Annotated in this window: 22 protein-coding genes and 1 pseudogene; 13 read left to right on the top strand and 10 right to left on the bottom strand. The window is 67.2% G+C overall.

Annotated features, from left to right (window positions below; translation table 11 throughout):
- Positions 1-250 precede the first annotated feature (250 nt).
- The gene (locus tag F1D05_RS25895) at positions 251-781 is read left to right on the top strand and encodes a hypothetical protein (RefSeq protein WP_185443097.1); all 531 of its coding nucleotides are present in this window, start codon (positions 251-253) and stop codon (positions 779-781) included.
- Between the two features lie 239 nt (positions 782-1,020).
- On the opposite strand, the gene F1D05_RS25890 is transcribed toward F1D05_RS25895, so the two are convergent.
- Entirely contained in the window at positions 1,021-1,941 is a 921-nt protein-coding gene (locus F1D05_RS25890; RefSeq protein WP_185443096.1) for a mechanosensitive ion channel family protein, read from the bottom strand.
- Between the two features lie 214 nt (positions 1,942-2,155).
- Here F1D05_RS25890 and F1D05_RS25885 point away from each other — a divergent pair, with 214 nt between their 5' ends.
- On the top strand, positions 2,156-2,611 hold the full coding sequence (locus F1D05_RS25885) for a GNAT family N-acetyltransferase (protein WP_185443095.1): 456 nt from the start codon (positions 2,156-2,158) through the stop codon (positions 2,609-2,611).
- Here the strand turns inward: F1D05_RS25885 and F1D05_RS25880 are convergent.
- The 3 genes from F1D05_RS25880 to F1D05_RS25870 all read right to left on the bottom strand — a co-directional run bounded on the left by F1D05_RS25880 (position 2,608) and on the right by F1D05_RS25870 (position 5,799).
- Positions 2,608-2,790, bottom strand: a complete 183-nt coding sequence (locus F1D05_RS25880; RefSeq protein WP_185443094.1) for a hypothetical protein — start codon at positions 2,788-2,790, stop codon at positions 2,608-2,610. The two genes, F1D05_RS25885 and F1D05_RS25880, sit on opposite strands and share 4 nt — an antisense overlap.
- 514 nt (positions 2,791-3,304) lie before the next feature.
- Positions 3,305-4,609, bottom strand: coding sequence for a neutral zinc metallopeptidase (locus tag F1D05_RS25875; protein ID WP_185443093.1), 1,305 nt, complete (start codon positions 4,607-4,609; stop codon positions 3,305-3,307).
- Between the two features lie 23 nt (positions 4,610-4,632).
- Positions 4,633-5,799, bottom strand: a complete 1,167-nt coding sequence (locus F1D05_RS25870) for a neutral zinc metallopeptidase (protein WP_185443092.1) — start codon at positions 5,797-5,799, stop codon at positions 4,633-4,635.
- A 195-nt stretch (positions 5,800-5,994) separates the two neighbouring features.
- Between F1D05_RS25870 and F1D05_RS25865 the strand changes: the two genes are divergently transcribed.
- The 4 genes and pseudogenes from F1D05_RS25865 (at position 5,995) to F1D05_RS25855 (ending at position 6,830) form a co-directional block, all read left to right on the top strand.
- Positions 5,995-6,162, top strand: coding sequence for a hypothetical protein (locus F1D05_RS25865; protein ID WP_185443091.1), 168 nt, complete (start codon positions 5,995-5,997; stop codon positions 6,160-6,162).
- Positions 6,114-6,221, top strand: a pseudogene (locus F1D05_RS40855) (SDR family NAD(P)-dependent oxidoreductase); the annotation flags it as partial. The gene F1D05_RS25865 and the pseudogene F1D05_RS40855, both read left to right, overlap by 49 nt.
- 58 nt (positions 6,222-6,279) lie before the next feature.
- A complete protein-coding gene (locus F1D05_RS38520; protein ID WP_195826155.1) occupies positions 6,280-6,414 on the top strand; it encodes an SDR family oxidoreductase in 135 nt (44 codons plus the stop codon).
- A gap of 17 nt (positions 6,415-6,431) precedes the next feature.
- Entirely contained in the window at positions 6,432-6,830 is a 399-nt protein-coding gene (locus tag F1D05_RS25855) for a PPOX class F420-dependent oxidoreductase (RefSeq protein WP_185443090.1), read from the top strand.
- A gap of 63 nt (positions 6,831-6,893) precedes the next feature.
- Here F1D05_RS25855 and F1D05_RS25850 read toward each other — a convergent pair whose 3' ends face one another.
- Positions 6,894-7,334: a GNAT family N-acetyltransferase gene (locus F1D05_RS25850; protein ID WP_246485972.1), complete on the bottom strand. Its 441-nt coding sequence runs from the start codon at positions 7,332-7,334 to the stop codon at positions 6,894-6,896.
- An 84-nt stretch (positions 7,335-7,418) separates the two neighbouring features.
- Between F1D05_RS25850 and F1D05_RS25845 the strand changes: the two genes are divergently transcribed.
- Together F1D05_RS25845 and F1D05_RS25840 are read left to right on the top strand one after the other, a co-directional pair.
- Positions 7,419-8,144, top strand: a complete 726-nt coding sequence (locus F1D05_RS25845) for an SAM-dependent methyltransferase (RefSeq protein WP_206685830.1) — start codon at positions 7,419-7,421, stop codon at positions 8,142-8,144.
- Positions 8,145-8,181: 37 nt separating this feature from the next.
- Complete coding sequence (locus F1D05_RS25840; protein ID WP_185443089.1) at positions 8,182-8,604, top strand: hypothetical protein; 423 nt, start codon at positions 8,182-8,184, stop codon at positions 8,602-8,604.
- 79 nt (positions 8,605-8,683) lie between these two features.
- On the opposite strand, the gene F1D05_RS25835 is transcribed toward F1D05_RS25840, so the two are convergent.
- Both F1D05_RS25835 and F1D05_RS25830 read right to left on the bottom strand, forming a co-directional pair.
- On the bottom strand, positions 8,684-9,244 hold the full coding sequence (locus F1D05_RS25835; RefSeq protein WP_185443088.1) for a DJ-1/PfpI family protein: 561 nt from the start codon (positions 9,242-9,244) through the stop codon (positions 8,684-8,686).
- Positions 9,245-9,309: 65 nt separating this feature from the next.
- Positions 9,310-10,083 carry a TrmH family RNA methyltransferase gene (locus tag F1D05_RS25830; protein ID WP_185443087.1) on the bottom strand — a complete coding sequence of 258 codons (774 nt, stop codon included), beginning with the start codon at positions 10,081-10,083 and terminating at the stop codon, positions 9,310-9,312.
- A gap of 124 nt (positions 10,084-10,207) precedes the next feature.
- Between F1D05_RS25830 and F1D05_RS25825 the strand changes: the two genes are divergently transcribed.
- Positions 10,208-10,591, top strand: a complete 384-nt coding sequence (locus F1D05_RS25825) for an ROK family protein (RefSeq protein WP_185443086.1) — start codon at positions 10,208-10,210, stop codon at positions 10,589-10,591.
- Positions 10,592-10,799: 208 nt separating this feature from the next.
- On the opposite strand, the gene F1D05_RS25820 is transcribed toward F1D05_RS25825, so the two are convergent.
- Positions 10,800-11,150 (bottom strand): histone-like nucleoid-structuring protein Lsr2, encoded by a 351-nt coding sequence (locus F1D05_RS25820; protein ID WP_246485971.1) that lies wholly within the window; start codon positions 11,148-11,150, stop codon positions 10,800-10,802.
- 143 nt (positions 11,151-11,293) lie between these two features.
- Here F1D05_RS25820 and F1D05_RS25815 point away from each other — a divergent pair, with 143 nt between their 5' ends.
- From F1D05_RS25815 to F1D05_RS25800, 4 genes are all read left to right on the top strand, one after another.
- Entirely contained in the window at positions 11,294-11,806 is a 513-nt protein-coding gene (locus F1D05_RS25815) for a VOC family protein (RefSeq protein ID WP_185443085.1), read from the top strand.
- 130 nt (positions 11,807-11,936) lie between these two features.
- Positions 11,937-12,839 carry a hypothetical protein gene (locus F1D05_RS25810; protein WP_185443084.1) on the top strand — a complete coding sequence of 301 codons (903 nt, stop codon included), beginning with the start codon at positions 11,937-11,939 and terminating at the stop codon, positions 12,837-12,839.
- A 1-nt stretch (position 12,840) separates the two neighbouring features.
- A complete protein-coding gene (locus F1D05_RS40850; protein WP_246485969.1) occupies positions 12,841-13,506 on the top strand; it encodes a class F sortase in 666 nt (221 codons plus the stop codon).
- Positions 13,507-13,686: 180 nt separating this feature from the next.
- Positions 13,687-14,625, top strand: coding sequence for a zinc metalloprotease (locus F1D05_RS25800; RefSeq protein ID WP_185443083.1), 939 nt, complete (start codon positions 13,687-13,689; stop codon positions 14,623-14,625).
- A gap of 57 nt (positions 14,626-14,682) precedes the next feature.
- Here F1D05_RS25800 and F1D05_RS25795 read toward each other — a convergent pair whose 3' ends face one another.
- Positions 14,683-15,276, bottom strand: coding sequence for a GNAT family N-acetyltransferase (locus tag F1D05_RS25795; RefSeq protein WP_185443082.1), 594 nt, complete (start codon positions 15,274-15,276; stop codon positions 14,683-14,685).
- Positions 15,277-15,337: 61 nt separating this feature from the next.
- Positions 15,338-16,228 (bottom strand): SDR family oxidoreductase, encoded by an 891-nt coding sequence (locus F1D05_RS25790; RefSeq protein WP_185443081.1) that lies wholly within the window; start codon positions 16,226-16,228, stop codon positions 15,338-15,340.
- Between the last annotated feature and the right edge of the window lie 54 nt (positions 16,229-16,282).

Raw genomic sequence — 16,282 nt, 5'->3', positions numbered from 1 at the left:
CCTTCACGTTTCCAAGGGTCAAGCGGTGGCGCAGACGGCGTACTCGGTGATGGTCCAGGCGGCCGACGTACCTTCCTGGCCTTCGAAGGCCTCCGCGCGGCGCTCCAGTCGGCGGCGCGACCGGCCTGGGATTCAAAGACGTCGATGGTCACCTTAATGTGGCGATCAGAGTCCCAAAGGTTTCTGGTCTGGACCAGCCCTCCAGACGGGGCGCAACCTCTGGGCTTGACTGGGATGTAATCATGATTACATGAGTACACAGCAAGAAGGTGAGCGAGTGAGGGGTTGGCTGACCGGCCGACTCCCCTCGGACTGGTTCGAAGGCGAACCAGAGGTGAGCATCGACCGCGACGAGATCCTCGTGGTCGGCAGGATTCCGGCTCCGCAGCAGGACGGCGAGGTCAGCGCGGCCGAGCGTTCCGCCGCCGAGGAGGGCCGGATCAAGCAGTACCGGGAGGACACCCGGGAGAAGCGGATCGAGATCGCCCGCGAACTCGAGCACGCGACCCGCAAGAAGGTCGCCTGGGGCGTCCAGGCCGGCGAGACGCGGACGGTTTTCACGTCCCTGTCCGCGCCGGTGATGACGCGGTTGCGGCAGCCCGAGCGGCAGGTGCTGGACACGCTGGTCGATGCCGGGGTGGCGCGCTCCCGCAGCGACGCGCTCGGCTGGTGCGTCAAGCTGGTCGCGCAGCACAGCGAAAGCTGGCTGGGCGAGCTCCGCGACGCAATGGCCAAGGTCGACGACGTACGCCGCGCAGGCCCCGACGCGACCGACAGCTGACGGCTCTACCGCCGCAGCACGAGGCCCGACGCGACCGAGCGCTGACGGCCCTACCGCCGCAGCACGAGGCCCGACGCGACCGAGAGCTGACGGCTCTACCGCCGCAGTACGAGGAAGCACCGCGGTAGGAGCAGCCGCAAGGCTCCACTGCGAGAACGGCGGGCTCGATCCGATCCGATCGAGCCCGCCGTTTGCCTCAGGCCGGGAAGTGGGAGGTGGCCCGTTCCGGCCCGAGGGGTCTAGCGGTTCTCGCCACCGGTCCAGTTGCCGTTGCCACCGGCCGTGCCGTCCCCGTTGGACCAGCCACCGGCCTGCTGCGAACCGTGCGCAGCCGGGTACGGCGCTTCCGCGGTCCCCTGGTCGGTCCCGTAACCCTGGTCGTAACCACCCTGGCGCTGGTTGGGGTCGTAGCCGCCATGGTTCGGGACATAGCCCTGGTCGGCCGTCCCACCAGAAGCGGTCCCATTGGCAGCGGTCCCGTTCGAACCCGCATTGCTCGCCTTCATCGCGGAACCACGCTCGAACAGCGTCTGCAGCGCCTGACTGGCCATCTCGCGACCCCCGAGGCCGAAAGCAAGGCCGACCGCCAGAGCCGCACCACCGAGCACGATCAACAGCGTGTTGCCGGTCAGCTGGACCGCGATACCAAGCTGGGTCAGCGCCGCGAACGCCGCGTACACGAGGATCGCGTACTTGCCGACCTTGGCCAGCGTCTCGTTACCCGTCGCGCCACGGATGATCGCGGCCAGGAAGTTCGCGAACAGCGCGGCCAGGCAGACGATCACGATCGCGGCGAAGATCCGCGGGATGTAGGCCAGCATGTCGCTCATGAAGTTCGAGATCTCCGGTACGCCGAGCGCGGAGGCGAACATCGTGAAGCTGATCAGGAACACGAACCAGAACACGACCTGACCGAGCATCGCCGAAGCGGTCAGCCCCGTGCCGGACCGCTGCAGGACGCCGGACACGCCGGCCCGTTCCATCCATTGGTCGAAACCGACCCGGCCGAGCAGTTTGCCGACCAGCTTCCCGAGCATCTTGGCGACGATGTAGCCGATCACCAGGATGACGAGGCCACCGAGCAGGTTCGGGATGAACCCGAGAAGCTTGCTGAAGGCATCTTCGAAAGGTTGGGTGAAGTCGATTGCCAGTGCGGACATCGGCCTTCCTCTCCGGATTGGCCCGCGTCCGCCGCCACGCAACCGCCCGCGCGACTCCGGCTACGGGCGGATTGCAGTGGTGTCTGCTCCCTCCCGTTCCCGCGTGAACGGCCCACAAACCCTCTGAAGTAACGCAATGTGATTGCTTAAGGCAATTAGAGTGACCAGTCAACCCGTACTACGGCGCCCCGACCCGGCTTGAGATCATGACTCCATGACCGATGTCGTGATCCGCCGCGCCACCTCCGACGACGTCCCCGCGATCGTCGCGATGCTCGCCGACGACCCGCTCGGGGCGATCAGGGAGTCGCCCGCCGACCTCACGCCGTACCAGCGGGCCTTCGCAGCCATCGACGCTGATCCGAACCAGTTCCTGGTCGTTGCCGATCGCAACGGTGAGGTGATCGGCACGCTCCAGTTGACGTTCATCCCCGGCCTGTCCCGGCAGGGCTCGACCCGCGCCCTGGTCGAGGCGGTCCGGGTCGCGGCGTCAGCCCGCAGTACGGGCCTGGGCACCACCTTGATGGAATGGTCGATCGCCGAGGCCCGCGCCCGTGGCTGCGCGATGATCCAGCTCACCTCGGACAAGACCCGCACCGACGCCCACCGCTTTTACACCACCCGCCTAGGCTTCACCAACAGCCACGAGGGCTTCAAACTCACCCTTTAGGACACCCGGCCCGCGGGCGCCTTCCAGGTGTTGCACGAGCCGGGACTCCCGGACCGGAAGGCTGCCCGCGTCCACAGCTTGTTGCTCTTGTCCGAGCCGTGGTCGTGTGGTTCGTCGGGGTCGTCGCCGGTTTCCAGGGCGTACTCGAGTTCGGCGAGCCGGCCCATGACTTCGATCATCGCCAATCTGCGCGTCGACCCGGGCTTCGAACTCCTGCTCCAGATACTCCTTCCAGAGGAAGTAGATGGTCTGGTTCGTTCCGCAGTAGAAGGCTCCGTAGTCGCCCTCCGGCTCGCCGCACGGCGTCGGCATCCCTTTCTCGAAAGGGACAAGGGGTGCCGGCCCCAAGAAGCCAACCCGCCCGGCTGACGGGCGGGTGCCAGCCCCTTCGCAGGCAAGCGATCATGCCCCGGCCGTAGGCGAGCAATGCGGCTTTGGTGTCCAGGGCTCCGGACGGCAGCGGGCAACTGACCGCCGCCACCTTGCCGCCCGCGTACAGCCGGTCCCGAAACTCCACCGAGGGCGTCGTACTGCGGGGTGCCGGGCTGTGGCTGACTTGCACGGGAGACTGGGCAGCAGTGGGCAGAGGCGCTGCGATCTCGGCCGTCGCAGGTTTCGGATCGCCTTGCAGTGCTATTCCGGCTCCGGCTGCGAGCAGTGCGAGTACGGCGAGCAGGTGGGCCGGTCTTGGGATCACGAGACTCGGGCGGCGGGGGCTGTGTAGGTGTTGCAGGAGGCTGGGTTGGTGGATTTGAAGGCGGGGCCGGCCCAGGACCACTGGTTCTTGCGGGAGCCGTGGTCGCGGATCTTCTTGGGGTTGTACTCGTCGCCGCTGTGCTGGGTCTGGAACTCCCACATGTCCAGCTTCGCGCCGGCGAAATCGAGTGACTGCTTGTTCGCGCCGAGGAACGCGGCGCCCAGGCAGGTCGCCTGGAGCTCCAGGCGGCGGCTTTCCTCCTGCTTCGCGGCCGGCGTTTTCGCCCAGCCCTCGCGGGACGCCGAGGAGATCGAGATGTTGGTGAGGAACTGAACGTGGTGCCCGTACTCGTGCGCGAGCGTGTCCATCATCCAGGTCCGGCCGGCCAGCGCGTTCTCCTTGTAGTTCTTGAGATCCAGCTGCCAATCCATGTTGATCGACTCGTCGGCGCCGCAGTAGTAGGCAGTGGACGTCTCGCCAGTGCAATCGGACGAGGTCTGCTTGCTCAGCAGCGTCAGCTTCGGCGCCCGGAACGGATAGCCGGCCTTCCGGACCAGCGGTGCCCACGCGTTGTTCAAGCAGGGCAGCAGCGCCTGGTAGTAGCGCAGGATCGCGGACTGGCTGTTCGGCTTGATGGTCGGCTCGGTGCAGTTGACCGACGGCACCTTGCCGACTGTGTAGAGCTTGTTCTCCTTCACCCGTACTGCGTCCGGCACCGGCTGGACGGTCACGGTGACCGTCGGCTGGGGCGGAGCGGGCAACGGCTCGTCGGACTGCCGCACCGTCGGCTTGGACAGCGGGTTCTCCACCGAGCTGTCGTACGAATCCGCCAGCTTGAGGCTGGCGATGCCGCCCCCGGCGAGCAGCGCCAGCAGCAGCACGCCAAGACCCGCGATCGCCGGCTTCGACATTCGCCGCGACGGCTTCACTTCGTTGTGCCCGGCCGCGAACTGCGAAGCGGCCCGCGTCGACGGCGAGTTCCAGCCGACCCGGGGAGCACCACCGGGCTGGCGGGTCCCGTGCAGCGGTACTGCGGGCGCACCCGGCAACGGGGCCGGTGGCGGAGCGCCGTACTGGGTCCCGCTGTACTCAGTGCGCGGCGGGACCGCCTTCTTCAGAGCCGGGTCCACCTCGTTCTGCACCGGGCGGGCCTTGCCCAGGCCCAGCGGCGGACGGTGGGGAGGATGGGCGGGCCTGGTACCGGAGTCGTTCGTCGCCTCACCAGCGCCGCCGGGCAGGAAGTGCCCGGGCGCGGGAGCGGTCGGCTCCGGCACCTTCGGTGCCGAGTCGTCGTCCGCCATCAATACTCCCCAGTCCTCAGTCTTCAGCCGACCTGTGCCGCCGCTGCCACGAAAGTGTTGCAGGCGCCCGGGTCCGCGGTGGTGAAACCACGGGTCCGCCACAATTCGTTGCTCTTGCGGGACCCATGGTCGCGTACCGAGCCCTTGGTCCCGTCATCGCCGTGGTTCTTGGACCGCCACTGCCACTCTTTCAGCAGCTCACCCTGAACCGGGAAGGCAGTCTTCTCGGCGCCCAGGAACACGGCCGCGAGGCAGCCCGCCTGCAGGGCCTGGCGGCGCTGGTGCTCCAGCCGGGCCGCGTCATTGGCCGCCGCGTCGCTCAGATCGCCGGCCGCGTCGAAGATCCCGACCAGCTTCTGGATGTGAACCGCGTAGGCGAACCCGAGGGCGTCGTGCTCGTCGATCCGGGCCAGCGCCTTGTTGTCCGCATATTGATCAACCAGGTCCTGCCACGGCATCGCCACGCTGCCGTCGCCGGAATCGCAGTACGCGGAGACCTTCTTCTGTACTCCGCAAGCCGTCTCCTCGCCTTCGTCGAAGACGATCAGCTGCGGCTCGTGGAACTCGAAGCCGGCCTTCTCCACCACCGGCTGCCAAGAAGTGTTCATGCACTTGATGAGCACCTCGTAGTACGACCGGACGTTCTCCTTGGAGGTCGGCCGGAACGCGGGCTCCTTGCAGCGGACCGAAGCCAGTTTGCCGTTCGCGTAGAGCTTGTTCTCCTTCTCCGCCACGGGATCCGCGACCGGCGTACCGGTCGGCTTGGTCTCCGTCGGCGTGTTGCCGGGCAGCGACGGGGTCGTCCCGATCGGGTTCGCGACGAAGTCGTCGTACTGCGTGAGCAGCTTCGCGGCACCGGCCACTCCGCCACCCGCGACCAGGACCACACCGGCCACGATCGCGGCGATCAGCGCCTTCGACTTCTTCTTCACGACGAACGGGATCGGCTCAGGCTGGTAGCGCGCCTTGAAAGCGGCAGCCGCCGGATCTCCGGGCGGCGGCGGCCCGAGCCGCGAACCGCTGAGCTGGGGCGGTCCGGCCGGGCCGGAGCCGCCCCCAAGCCGAGGGGTCGGCGCGGTGAGTGGCGCGCTGTCACCCGGTACTGCGGGTTTGCGTGGCGCCGAGGCGTCGGCCCCCGCACCGCCGGGCAGAAAATGGCCAGGCTTCGGCGCCGATTCGTCGTCCGGCATTTGTGGTCTCCCCAGTTGTCCTCAGTCCGGCGTTGGACACAGCGCCGGTGGCAGGACGCGCCGTATCCCCCCGGCCGACCCGCCGGAAGATGATATTGCGGGGTGTGGTCGCGGGCGAATTGATTTGCAGCTATTGACATCGCTTCGCGATCTCCCGTCAGCTGATTGCCTACTGCGTGTAGGCAAAGGGGTCACATGAGTGTTCTGGAGAGCTTCGCTTTGACCGACCGAGTGGTGCGGGAGATCGAGGCTCGCGGTCGCCGGGGTCTCGCAGTACAGGCCGATATCACCGTCCGCGCGGAGGTCATCGCGCGATGGTCGATGAGGTCACGGCGGCGTTCGGCGGCATCGACGTACTGGTGAACAACGCGGGGATCGCGATCCACCGGCCGGCACTCGAGGTCCCGGACGAGGAGTGGCAGCAGGTGCTGGATCTGAACGTGACCGCCTTATGGAACTGCAGTACCGCGGTCGCGCGGCATGATCTACGCCGCACTCCAGCGCTACGCCACCCCCGAAGAAATAGCCCCCTCGGTTGTCTACCTCGCCAGCCCCGCCTCCTCCTTCACGACCGGTTCGATCCTCCTGATAGACGGCGGCCACAACGTCTACTAGTTGCATAGGATCGTGGAATGGAACTGAGTGAGGTTGCACAGGAGTTGCTGGACGGACTCAACTCGGGGGTGCTGGCAACGATCAATCCGGACGGCGGCCCGCAGACCTCGGTCGTGTGGGTGGGGCGGGACGGGGACGAGGTGGTGATCTCGACCACGGCCGGCATGCGGAAGGACACCAACCTGCGGCGCAATCCCCAAGCGAGCCTGCTCGTGCTGGACAAGGACGATTCGGCTCGGTACGTCGAGATCCGCGGCACCGCGACCGTGACGGAGGATGTCGGGCGGGCGGTCGCCGTACAACTCGCCGAGAAGTACGAAGGGCCCGGTGCGGGCCAGGGCTACCTCGAGCTGCCACCCGAGGCCATCCGCACCGTCATCCGCATCACCCCGGACAAGGTGCGGGTTCGCGCCTGACCCGCACCACTCAGCTACTGGACGCGCCCGACGGTCGTCCCGGAGGCGATCACGCCGGCGTAGTCAGGCATGCAGGCTCATCTCGAACTCGGTTTCGCCGTACTCGTTCGGGCCGCTTTCGGTGAAGGCGGCAGCGCGGAGCAGGGCCAGGCTGGGCAGGTTGGTGGGCTCCACCGCGGCGTGGATGAAGCGGGCTCCGTTCTCGCTGGCGAGGCGGACGACCTGATCCACCGTGGCCCGGCCGAGCCCGGTGAGGCGGCGCGCCGGACACACGTAGTACGAGATCTCGGCCTCGGCATCGAGGATCTCCAGGTCGATGAAACCGATCGGTCCGCTGTCGTCGTACGTGATCCAGCCGTGCCGCTCCGGCGCGGACAACAGCGGCGTCCATCGCTCGACGGCCCGCCCGTAGAAGCCACCGAAGACGGCGCTCCCCACGGGATCCCCGGCCAGCCACTCCTCGACCTGGCGCAGCCCCTCGTCGTCGATCACCCTCACCCGCATCCTCAAACCCTGCCTGGCCCTTGCGCCCTTGTCGACCCCGATAAGTCGGTTGCCCGCGGCATCACCGCTTGATTGGGTGGCAGCGTGACCGACTTCAGGCGCGACGAGTATCCGCGGGCTTCGCAGTACGACGCCGCGTGGTTACTGAAGTGCGACATGGGCCCGAACCCGCTCTGGCTGCTCGAGGACCTCGCCAAGGACCTCGACCTCCGCCCCGGGATGCGGGTGCTCGACCTCGGCTCCGGCAAGGGCGCGACCAGCGTCTTCCTGGCGAAGGAGTACGGCGTACAGGTGTGGGCCGCCGACCTGTGGATCGACCCCACCGAGGCGGCCGAGAACTTCGCCGGCCATGAGGTGACCGCGATCAAGGCCGAGGCGCACGCCCTTCCCTTCGCCCGCGGCTTCTTCGACGCGATCGTCTGCATCGACGCCTACGAGTACTTCGGTACCGCGGACGGCTATCTCGCCTACATCACCAGCTTCCTCAAACCGGGCGGCCGGCTCGGCATCGCGACACCCGCGCTGCGGAAGGAGGTCCGCGACCTCGGCTACATCCCGGCGCACATCAAGGAACTCGTCGGCTGGGAGGCGCTGGCCTGGCACACCGCCGACTGGTGGAAATTCCAGTGGGAGATCACCGAACTCGTCGAGGTGACGGCCGCGCGACTCCAGGAATCCGGCTGGTACGACTGGCTCATCTGGGCCCGCGCGGTCGCCGGCGACGAGCCGGACCCGACGGTCACGATGCTGGAGAAGGACCAGGGCGAGTACCTCACCTTCGCCCTGGTCACCGCCCGCAAACCGGCCTGAGGCCGACCGTGGTTGGTACGGGTGGGATGCTGGGGCCATGAGTTGGGCTATCTATGCGATGCGAGGCCCGGGCGGCGTACGTCGGCTCGAGGACATTCCCGATGGGTACGAACCGCCCAGACTCGGTACGGCGGAGGAGGTCGTGGCCGTGGTGCGGGAGGTGGCGCCCGGGGTGGATGCGAGCAAGCGGTCCTGGCTGCTGCTGAAGAGCGACGAGTACGACGTCGAGATGACGATCGGCAAGGGTGTCGAGGTCCGCGACATCACCTTCTACCTCAACGACGGCCCGCGCTCGATCCCGGTGGTGATGGAGATCAGCAGCCGGCTCGGCGTCACGGCGTACGACACGGAGTCGGGCAACTTCCTCACCGAGGAGTCCAAGCCGCCGGTCCCGCCGCCGCTCACCGACGACGAGCTCAAGGCCGGCAAGCCGAAGTGGTGGAAGTTCGGCCGGGCCTGACCCGCTGTACCCGGCCCAGCACCCCCAGCCGCCCCAGCATGGCCGAAACCTAGCTCGTACTACCAAGACCCGGCACGGATCAAGCCGGCGCATGCTCCTTCAAAACAGCCATGAACGCGCGCATCCAGCCCGGGTGATCCGGCCAGGCACGTCCGGAGACGACATTGCCGTCAACCACGGCGTCACCGTCAATCCACTCACCACCGGCTGCCCGTACGTCGGGTGCAAGGGCCGGATACGCCGAGGTCTTGCGACCATTCAGTACTCCGGCGGCCGCCGGCAGCAGTGGTCCGTGGCAAAGCTGCGCCACCGGCTTCGCCTCGTCGTAGAAGTGCCGCACGATCCGCAGGCAGTCCTCGTCGTTCCGGATGTACTCCGGTGCGCGGCCGCCAGGAATCACCAACGCTGCGTACTGCGATGGATCCACGTCGGCGAAGGCCAGATCCGCCTGCCAGGTGTGCCCGAGCTTCTCGGTATAAGTGTCGAATCCGTCCACGAAGTCGTGGACTACGAACTGCAATTTCTTCGCGGCCGGAGCAGCGAGGTGCACCTCGTACCCCTCTTCCAGCAACCGCTGGTAGGGGTAGAACACCTCCAGCGTCTCGGCGGCGTCCCCGGTCAGAATCAGCACCTTGGTCACGGCAGAACCTCCTGGTCGACAGCCCTCCGACCACAGTCCGTCGCCGGTTCCTGCCGGTCAAGGTCTCAGCGGTTGGCTACCTCGAAGGCGACGACTGCCGCGGCGACCGCGACGTTGAGGGATTCGACGCCATTGAAGAGCGGGATCAACAGGTCCTCGTCGGTGCTGACCGAGATGCCGTTGGTCTCTCCGCCCAGGACGAAGACCGAACGCGGCTCAAGCGAGGCCTTGAACAGCGACTGCGACGAGTGCGACGACAAGCCGTAGATCCGGTAGCCGGCCGCACGAAGCTCGTCGACCGCGGCCTTGGCGGTCGGGGCGTTCACGATCGGCGCCTGGAAGGCGATACCCGCCGATGCCTTGATCACCAACGGACCCACGTGCGGAGTCCCGGCCCGGGGCAGGATCACGCCGTCGAACCCGGCGCCGGTGGCCGTCCGCAGGATCATGCCGACGTTGCCGGGGTTGGTGACACCGTCGAGCAGGAAGACCTTGGTCGGGCGGTTGCCGCGGTCGCGAACGAAGTTCTGCAGCGGGGTCATCCGGGGCGCGTTGATGTCGGCGACCACGCCCTGGTCGTGCTTGCTGTTCCCGGCCAGCCACTGGACGCGACTCGGCGTCGCCCGCTGGACCGGCGTACCGGACCGGTCGGCCGCGCGCAGGATCTCGTTCAGCGACTGCCCGGTGGCGTTGTCCGCGACGACCACCTTCGCGACCGACAGGTTGGGATCGTTGAGCGCTTCGAGCACCGGTTTCCGGCCGAAGATCGTGATCCACTTGTCCCGCGGCGACAGCCCTGCCCGGTCCTCGCCCCCGCCCGATTCCCGCCTTGAAGTCACCCAGGAACCCTACAGCCGACCGCTCGGACTAGGTCTTCGCGGCCTGCGATACCTTGCCCGGGATGAGTCAAGGACGAGATCCCGGCCGGCCAGACACTTCCAGTTCCGCGGGGACTCCGGCTATGTGAGCGGCCTGGACATCGGCGCGCACAAGACGAGGGCGGTCGTCACCGATCTGCGTGGCAACACCCTGGCCGCTCGCCGGGTCGAGCTGGATCCCGCGCTGGCGGCCGCCGACCGGATCCGGGTGGTGGTCGAGACGGCCCACGCCTGCTGGGCCGAAGCTGAGGTCGAGCCGGACGAGATCACCGAGGTGGTTTGCGGTGTCACCGGAGCGCTGCGCGCGGCCGAAGGCGTCAACGACGTACGGACCGGGCCGTTCGGATCCGGGCTTTCGCCGTACCCGCTGCCGGGATTCTCCGAGCCGGATCTCAGCGCTGTTCTGTCAGCGGAGCTGCGGAAGCCGGTCGCGGTGGCGAACGACGTGAAGCTGGCAAGCCCTGGCTGAGCATTGGAAGGGTGCCGCGCAGGAGCATGGCGACATCGTCTTGACCTCACCGCCGGGAGCGAAGCTCTGTACCCGCCCGTACGTCGCCGTGGTCGGTGCTTCTGGTTGGCGATCACCTCTGCCGCCCTCCAGTCCTGCTCTTGGCACCGCCGCGGCGACGTCAGCCCGGCCGCGGCCCTTGTACTGCGCGGTCCTGCTCGGACGGCCGTCAGTTGGCCGCTTCGAATGCTTCCCGGATCTCGCTCGGGATCCGGCCGCGATCGTTGACCTCATAGCCGTTGGAGCGGGCCCATTCCTTGATGGTTCGCGGATCTGCGCCCACCGCGGTGCGCTTGATCCGTGCACCCCGCGAAGTCCGGACCTGACGGCCGGCCTCGATATAGGGCGACAGAGCCTTCCTCAATGCGTTGGTGTTCTTCGCATTGAGATCTATCTCATAGCTCTTACCATCCAGCGCAAAAGTCAGGGTTCCACCTTTACCAGAGGTGATATTGCTCCCGTCCAGATCGTCGGTGAGAAATACCTCGGTGCGTTGCGCCATAAAACCTTCGCCCTCCACTTGAACAGATGTTGCTCCAAGCATGCATCACCCACGACACGCCGCATACCAGCCACCCCGGTACCGGAATCCGGCAAGCGGCTGACTGGTGTTCGATTGAGGCCTCAACTACTGTGGATCGCAGTCGATCAGGGAGCTGAGTCATGGGCGTTTTCCGTTTGAATCATGCGGTGTTGTACGTACGCGACGTCGCCGCGAGCGTCCGTTTCTACCGCGACGTACTGGGTTTCGGCTACACCGAGGGCGGTGACGCGCACCCCAAGGCCGCATTCCTGCGGGCCCCTGGATCGACGAACGATCACGACCTCGGATTGTTCGAACTCGGGTCGCAGGCCGGGCCGTCCGGCGCAGGCCGGACTTCTGTTGGTCTATACCACCTGGCTTGGGAAGTGGACACTCTCGGCGATCTCGAAGACCTGGCGAAGAAACTGGCCGACGCCGGCTCGCTCGTCGGTTCGACGAACCACGGCACCACCAAATCGCTGTATGCCAAGGATCCTGACGGGCTGGAGTTCGAGGTCGTCTGGCTCATTCCGGCCGACCTGCTGACCGAGGCGGACCGCGACGGACGCGGCGCCCTCGACCTGCCCGCCGAGCTGACGAAGTACGGCCGCGACGCCCGCGGCGGACTGGGCATCTCCCGCCCGGCCAGTTAGTTGAATCTTCTTACTGATAACTGAAACAGCCGATCAGGTAGCTAATTGTTACCGTAGATAGTTGACCAGGGCAACGGATCTCGCATACTACAAATGAGATCTTTTTTCCTGAATCCGGGGGCTGATCGTGATGTCGTTGTCAGGTAGTGGTTCTCGAGCGGGCGGGATAGTCGCCGCCGCCGGAGCATTGTCGCTGTTGTCCGGAGCGGTCGCCCTGGCCGCGGCTCCGGCCGCTTCAGCCGCGTCGGCCGGCCAGGCCGTTGTCGCCGCGGTTCCGGCGGCTGATCCGCCAGGGAACAACGGCACGATCAAGATCGAAGGCACCGACATCCAGAGTGGCCCGCCGGACAACAATCCGCACCAGGGCTGCACCTTTGTGGTCGAGTTCTACAACTACGACGAGGGCGATCTCCACGCGACCGTGCTCTTCGAGGACCAGGCGCCGACCGCGGACGGTGGCCTGAAAGTCGAGTCCGGCGACCTGACGCCCTTTATCGGCGGCGATCCGGCCGGTGGCGGTAACGACCTGGACGCCAAGGTGACCTACACCCTTTCGTTCACGGGCGAACCACATCCGCAGCAGGGCTACCACGTGAAGATCACCGTGCATGCCCAGGGCTCGATCGGCGCGGACACCAAGCACAAGGTCTTCTGGGTCGCGGGCTGCACGCCGCCCACGACACCTCCGACGACGCCGCCGACCACCCCGCCCACGACACCGCCGACGACACCGCCCACCACCCCACCCACCACCCCTCCCACCACTCCGCCCTCGACGCCGCCGACCCACGTGCCGAGCTCTCCGGCCACGTCACCGACCGGAATCACCAGTTCACCGGTCGTGACGAACCCCCGCTCGCCGTCCACCGGCGTACCGACGGCTGTCGATGCGGGCCTCGGTGGGAGTCCAGGTGGCGGAGGCCGCAGCGGTCCGCTCAGTACCCTCGGCGCAGGCCTGCTGGTGGCCGGCGGGTTGATGCTGGCAGCGGGTGCCGCTGTAACGCTCAGGCGGCGGGGCAGGCACAGTAGCTGACGTGACCACCGCCCGACGCCGCGGTCGACCTGCCCCACTCCGGTGGGGCGGGTCGATCGCTCTCGCCGGGATCGGCCTGGCCCTGGTCGGCGGCTACCTGCAGTTCGGTGACCGGGCAGGAGCCGCCGCGCCTGATCAGGCGGCCATCTCGACGCCGTCGGTAAAGAGTCCTTCCGCCGCGAAAACACCCGCCCGTACTACGACAGCGCCGACCCGCAAGCCGGCCGCCCGACCAGGCAGGCCCCTCCGGATCTCCATCCCCCGGCTGGAGGTCTCTGCCCCGGTGGTGGAAATCTCCATCGACGAAGGATCCCTGACCCCACCCTCGAACCCGCAGAAGCTGGGCTGGTGGTCCGGCGGCGCCCAGCCAGGCGCTCGGCTGGGCTCGGCCATCATCACCGGCCACACCGTGCACACCGGCGGTGGCGCGTTCGACAACCTGGGCCAACTCCTGCCGGGCGACACCGTCGGCGTCACCACTTCCAGAGGGCAACTGGCATACCGCGTCACCGCCGTCACGACCTATCGCAAACAGACGCTCGCGAAGAGCGCCGCACAGGTCTTCGATCAATCCGTGCCGGGCCGGCTGGTGCTGATCACCTGCGAAGACTGGAACGGCAAGGTCTACCTCAGCAATGCGGTTGTCATAGCCCAGCGAATTGCCTGATCAGCCGGCAGAGTAGCGGCGAGACTACAGCCGGTCACGATCCGCCTGAATCGCCCAGCCCGAAGGATTTCCCTGAATTCCGCGGAATTCGGGGCCGATCGCTTTGCGATCCCTTTCCGAGGCCGCAATATTCCGGCAACCGGCCGCCCGCCCAGCGGCCCGATCTGGAGGAGCGCAGCCATGCGATCTCTCATCACCCGACCCCGGATGCTTGCCGTCATGCTGACCGGCGCCGCACTCACCCTCAGCCCGCTGGGTGGCCAGGCCACCGCGAACCGGCCGGCCGACCCGTCGAACGACTGTTTCGTCCCGCCGGCCAGTGCCGCCGCCAAGGGCGGTCACGGTGCCGACACCCGCGACATCACCGTCGCCGAGCAGCAGTCCATCGAAGCTCGGACCGCTCAACTGCTGAAGGCCAAGGCGGCCCGCGGGATCGCCGTACCGAAGGGTGCGCTCGCCGCCGCGAGTGTGCCCGTCTACATCAACGTGATGCGCGACGCGGCCGGCAACGGCGATGTCACCGACACGCAGATCACCCAGCAGATCGCGGTGCTGAACAAGACCTTCGGAGGCCAGGAGTCATCCGCGGCCGCGAACACCGGCTTCACCTTCTATCTCGCCGGCACCACCCGCTACAACAACACCAACTGGCACCAGGACAAGCAGAGCAGCACCTACCGCAAGCAGACCCGCAAGGGCGGCAAGAACGCCCTGAACATCTGGCTGGTCGACTTCGCCTACCTCGGCATCGCGACGTTCCCGTGGGACTACGCGAGGAACCCGGGCATCGACGGCATCCGCGTGCAGTACACCTCGCTGCCGGGTGGATCGGCCACGAACTACGACCAGGGTGAGACCGCGACCCACGAGGCCGGCCACTGGTTCGGGCTCTACCACACCTTCCAGGGCGGTTGCACGGCCACGAACGACGAGGTGTCCGACACCCCTGCGCAGAGCAGCTCCACCAACGGCTGCCCCGAAGGCCGCGATTCCTGTTCCCTGCCAGGGCTCGACCCGATCCACAACTACATGGATTACTCCTACGACTCCTGCTACACCCAGTTCACCCCGGGACAGAGCACCCGGATCAGCAGCATGTGGACGGCGTACCGCGCCTGACGCTGTTGTGACCTTCCGCGCCGGCACCTGTGCGTGCCGGCGCGGACACCGCAACCACTACCGCGTTTGTTCGACTGACTTTCGCCACTCGCGGGCGAGCAGTCCGTAGAGGGCAACGTCTCGGCGTTCGGTGGGAAAGGCCGCCGCTTCGCGTACTACGCCCTCGAGGGTGAAGCCGAGTCGTTCGGCGACGCTCCGGCTGCGGAGGTTGTCTGCCGTTGCCGTCAATCCGATGCGCTCCAGGCCCAGTTGGCCGAAGGCGTGGTCGAGGATGGCGGTGACGGTCCGGGTGACCAGACCCCGTCCGACGAAGTCGGCGTCGAGCCAGTACCCGACCTCGCCGGATCGCATGGCTTTGTTGATGATCAGTTGGGCCCAGCCCACCAAGCGCCAGCCATCGCCTTCCTTCAGCGCGATGGACAGCGGCAGCAGGGATCCGTCCAGCCAGCCCTGGCCGCCCTCCGCCAGATTCGCCCGGGTGACTTCCAGTACGGGCGGCTCCTGGAACGCATCCGGGAACCACTGCGCGAGCCGCCGGTAGTTGGCTTCGACCAGCGCGAAGTGGGCGTCCGCGATCGCGGCCGTTCGCAGTACGAGGGCAGCGTCGTCGCCGAGCGGCAGGGTGAACAAAGCAGCGGTAGCGGTAGACACTTCTACTCCCCGATCGGCGGCGCCTGCCGAAATTCTAGTGCGGAAAGCGCCCCGGATCCGGTCAGCGGAAGTACGAATCGGTGGCCAGATCCTCGAGCAGAGTCGGGCCGGTCGGGGTCCAGCCGAGGAGTTGCCGGGTAAGTGTGCTGGAGGTGGGGACGTCCATGCCGAAGAAGCCGCCGAGCCAGCCGAAGTGCGCCACGGCATCCTCTCTGGCGATGGACACAGCCGGTACGCCGAGTCCGCGGCCGATCGCCTCGGCGATCTCGCGACTGGCGATGCCTTCCTCGCCGACCGCGTGCAGAATCGCGCCCGCGGACGCCTTCTGGAGTCCGAGGCCGACCAACCGCGCGGCATCCGAGCGATGCACCGCGGGCCAGCGGGACGCCCCGTCGTCCACGTAGCCGGAGACACCCTTCTCGCGAGCGGTCCCGACGAGCAGCCTGATCAGGCCTGGGTCCCCCGCGCCGTGCACGCTCGGCGAGAAGCGCAAGCAGATCGTGTGCACCCCGCGGTCGACGTACTCCAGTGCGAGGTTCTCGCTACCACCGCGGGGCGAGTCGGGACCGTGGTTCGGGGAAGGGTCGTTCTCGGTGTAGGCGCGTCCCGGCGCGGTGCCGACTCCTGAGGCCAGCAGGAATGGGCGATTCGATCCGGCCATAGCCTCTCCGATCGCCTCCACAGCCGCTCGCTCGGCCTTGTTCGTGGCGGCTTGATTGCTCCAGTCGTGCTTGTTCGCAAGGTGGATGACCGCGTCGGCCTCGGCCGCGCCGGTCCGGATGCTCTCCAGATCGTCCAGGTCGCCTCGGCGTACCTGAGCGCCTTTGGCCTCCAGCGCCGCAGCAGACGCCTCCGAGCGGGCGAGACCGACCACCTCATGACCGCCGGCGAGCAACTCGTCGACAGTTGCGGACCCGATCCAACCGGACGCTCCGGTGATGAAAACACGCATGAGCAGCTCTCCCTCAGATGATGACAGTGACTGACATCAATTTATACACCCTTA

Origin of the sequence: Kribbella qitaiheensis (assembly GCF_014217565.1) — a bacterium.
Lineage (GTDB): Bacteria > Actinomycetota > Actinomycetes > Propionibacteriales > Kribbellaceae > Kribbella > Kribbella qitaiheensis_A.
This window is presented reverse-complemented; position numbering and strand designations above follow the sequence as displayed.

Coding starts and splice junctions, on each gene's coding strand:
- F1D05_RS25895 (WP_185443097.1), top strand. CDS start 251: ATGAGTACACAGCAAGAAGGTGAGCGAGTGAGGGGTTGGCTGACCGGC.
- F1D05_RS25890 (WP_185443096.1), bottom strand. CDS start 1,941: ATGTCCGCACTGGCAATCGACTTCACCCAACCTTTCGAAGATGCCTTC.
- F1D05_RS25885 (WP_185443095.1), top strand. CDS start 2,156: ATGACCGATGTCGTGATCCGCCGCGCCACCTCCGACGACGTCCCCGCG.
- F1D05_RS25880 (WP_185443094.1), bottom strand. CDS start 2,790: ATGATCGAAGTCATGGGCCGGCTCGCCGAACTCGAGTACGCCCTGGAA.
- F1D05_RS25875 (WP_185443093.1), bottom strand. CDS start 4,609: ATGGCGGACGACGACTCGGCACCGAAGGTGCCGGAGCCGACCGCTCCC.
- F1D05_RS25870 (WP_185443092.1), bottom strand. CDS start 5,799: ATGCCGGACGACGAATCGGCGCCGAAGCCTGGCCATTTTCTGCCCGGC.
- F1D05_RS25865 (WP_185443091.1), top strand. CDS start 5,995: ATGAGTGTTCTGGAGAGCTTCGCTTTGACCGACCGAGTGGTGCGGGAG.
- F1D05_RS38520 (WP_195826155.1), top strand. CDS start 6,280: ATGATCTACGCCGCACTCCAGCGCTACGCCACCCCCGAAGAAATAGCC.
- F1D05_RS25855 (WP_185443090.1), top strand. CDS start 6,432: ATGGAACTGAGTGAGGTTGCACAGGAGTTGCTGGACGGACTCAACTCG.
- F1D05_RS25850 (WP_246485972.1), bottom strand. CDS start 7,334: ATGCGGGTGAGGGTGATCGACGACGAGGGGCTGCGCCAGGTCGAGGAG.
- F1D05_RS25840 (WP_185443089.1), top strand. CDS start 8,182: ATGAGTTGGGCTATCTATGCGATGCGAGGCCCGGGCGGCGTACGTCGG.
- F1D05_RS25815 (WP_185443085.1), top strand. CDS start 11,294: ATGGGCGTTTTCCGTTTGAATCATGCGGTGTTGTACGTACGCGACGTC.
- F1D05_RS25810 (WP_185443084.1), top strand. CDS start 11,937: ATGTCGTTGTCAGGTAGTGGTTCTCGAGCGGGCGGGATAGTCGCCGCC.
- F1D05_RS25800 (WP_185443083.1), top strand. CDS start 13,687: ATGCGATCTCTCATCACCCGACCCCGGATGCTTGCCGTCATGCTGACC.
- F1D05_RS25790 (WP_185443081.1), bottom strand. CDS start 16,228: ATGCGTGTTTTCATCACCGGAGCGTCCGGTTGGATCGGGTCCGCAACT.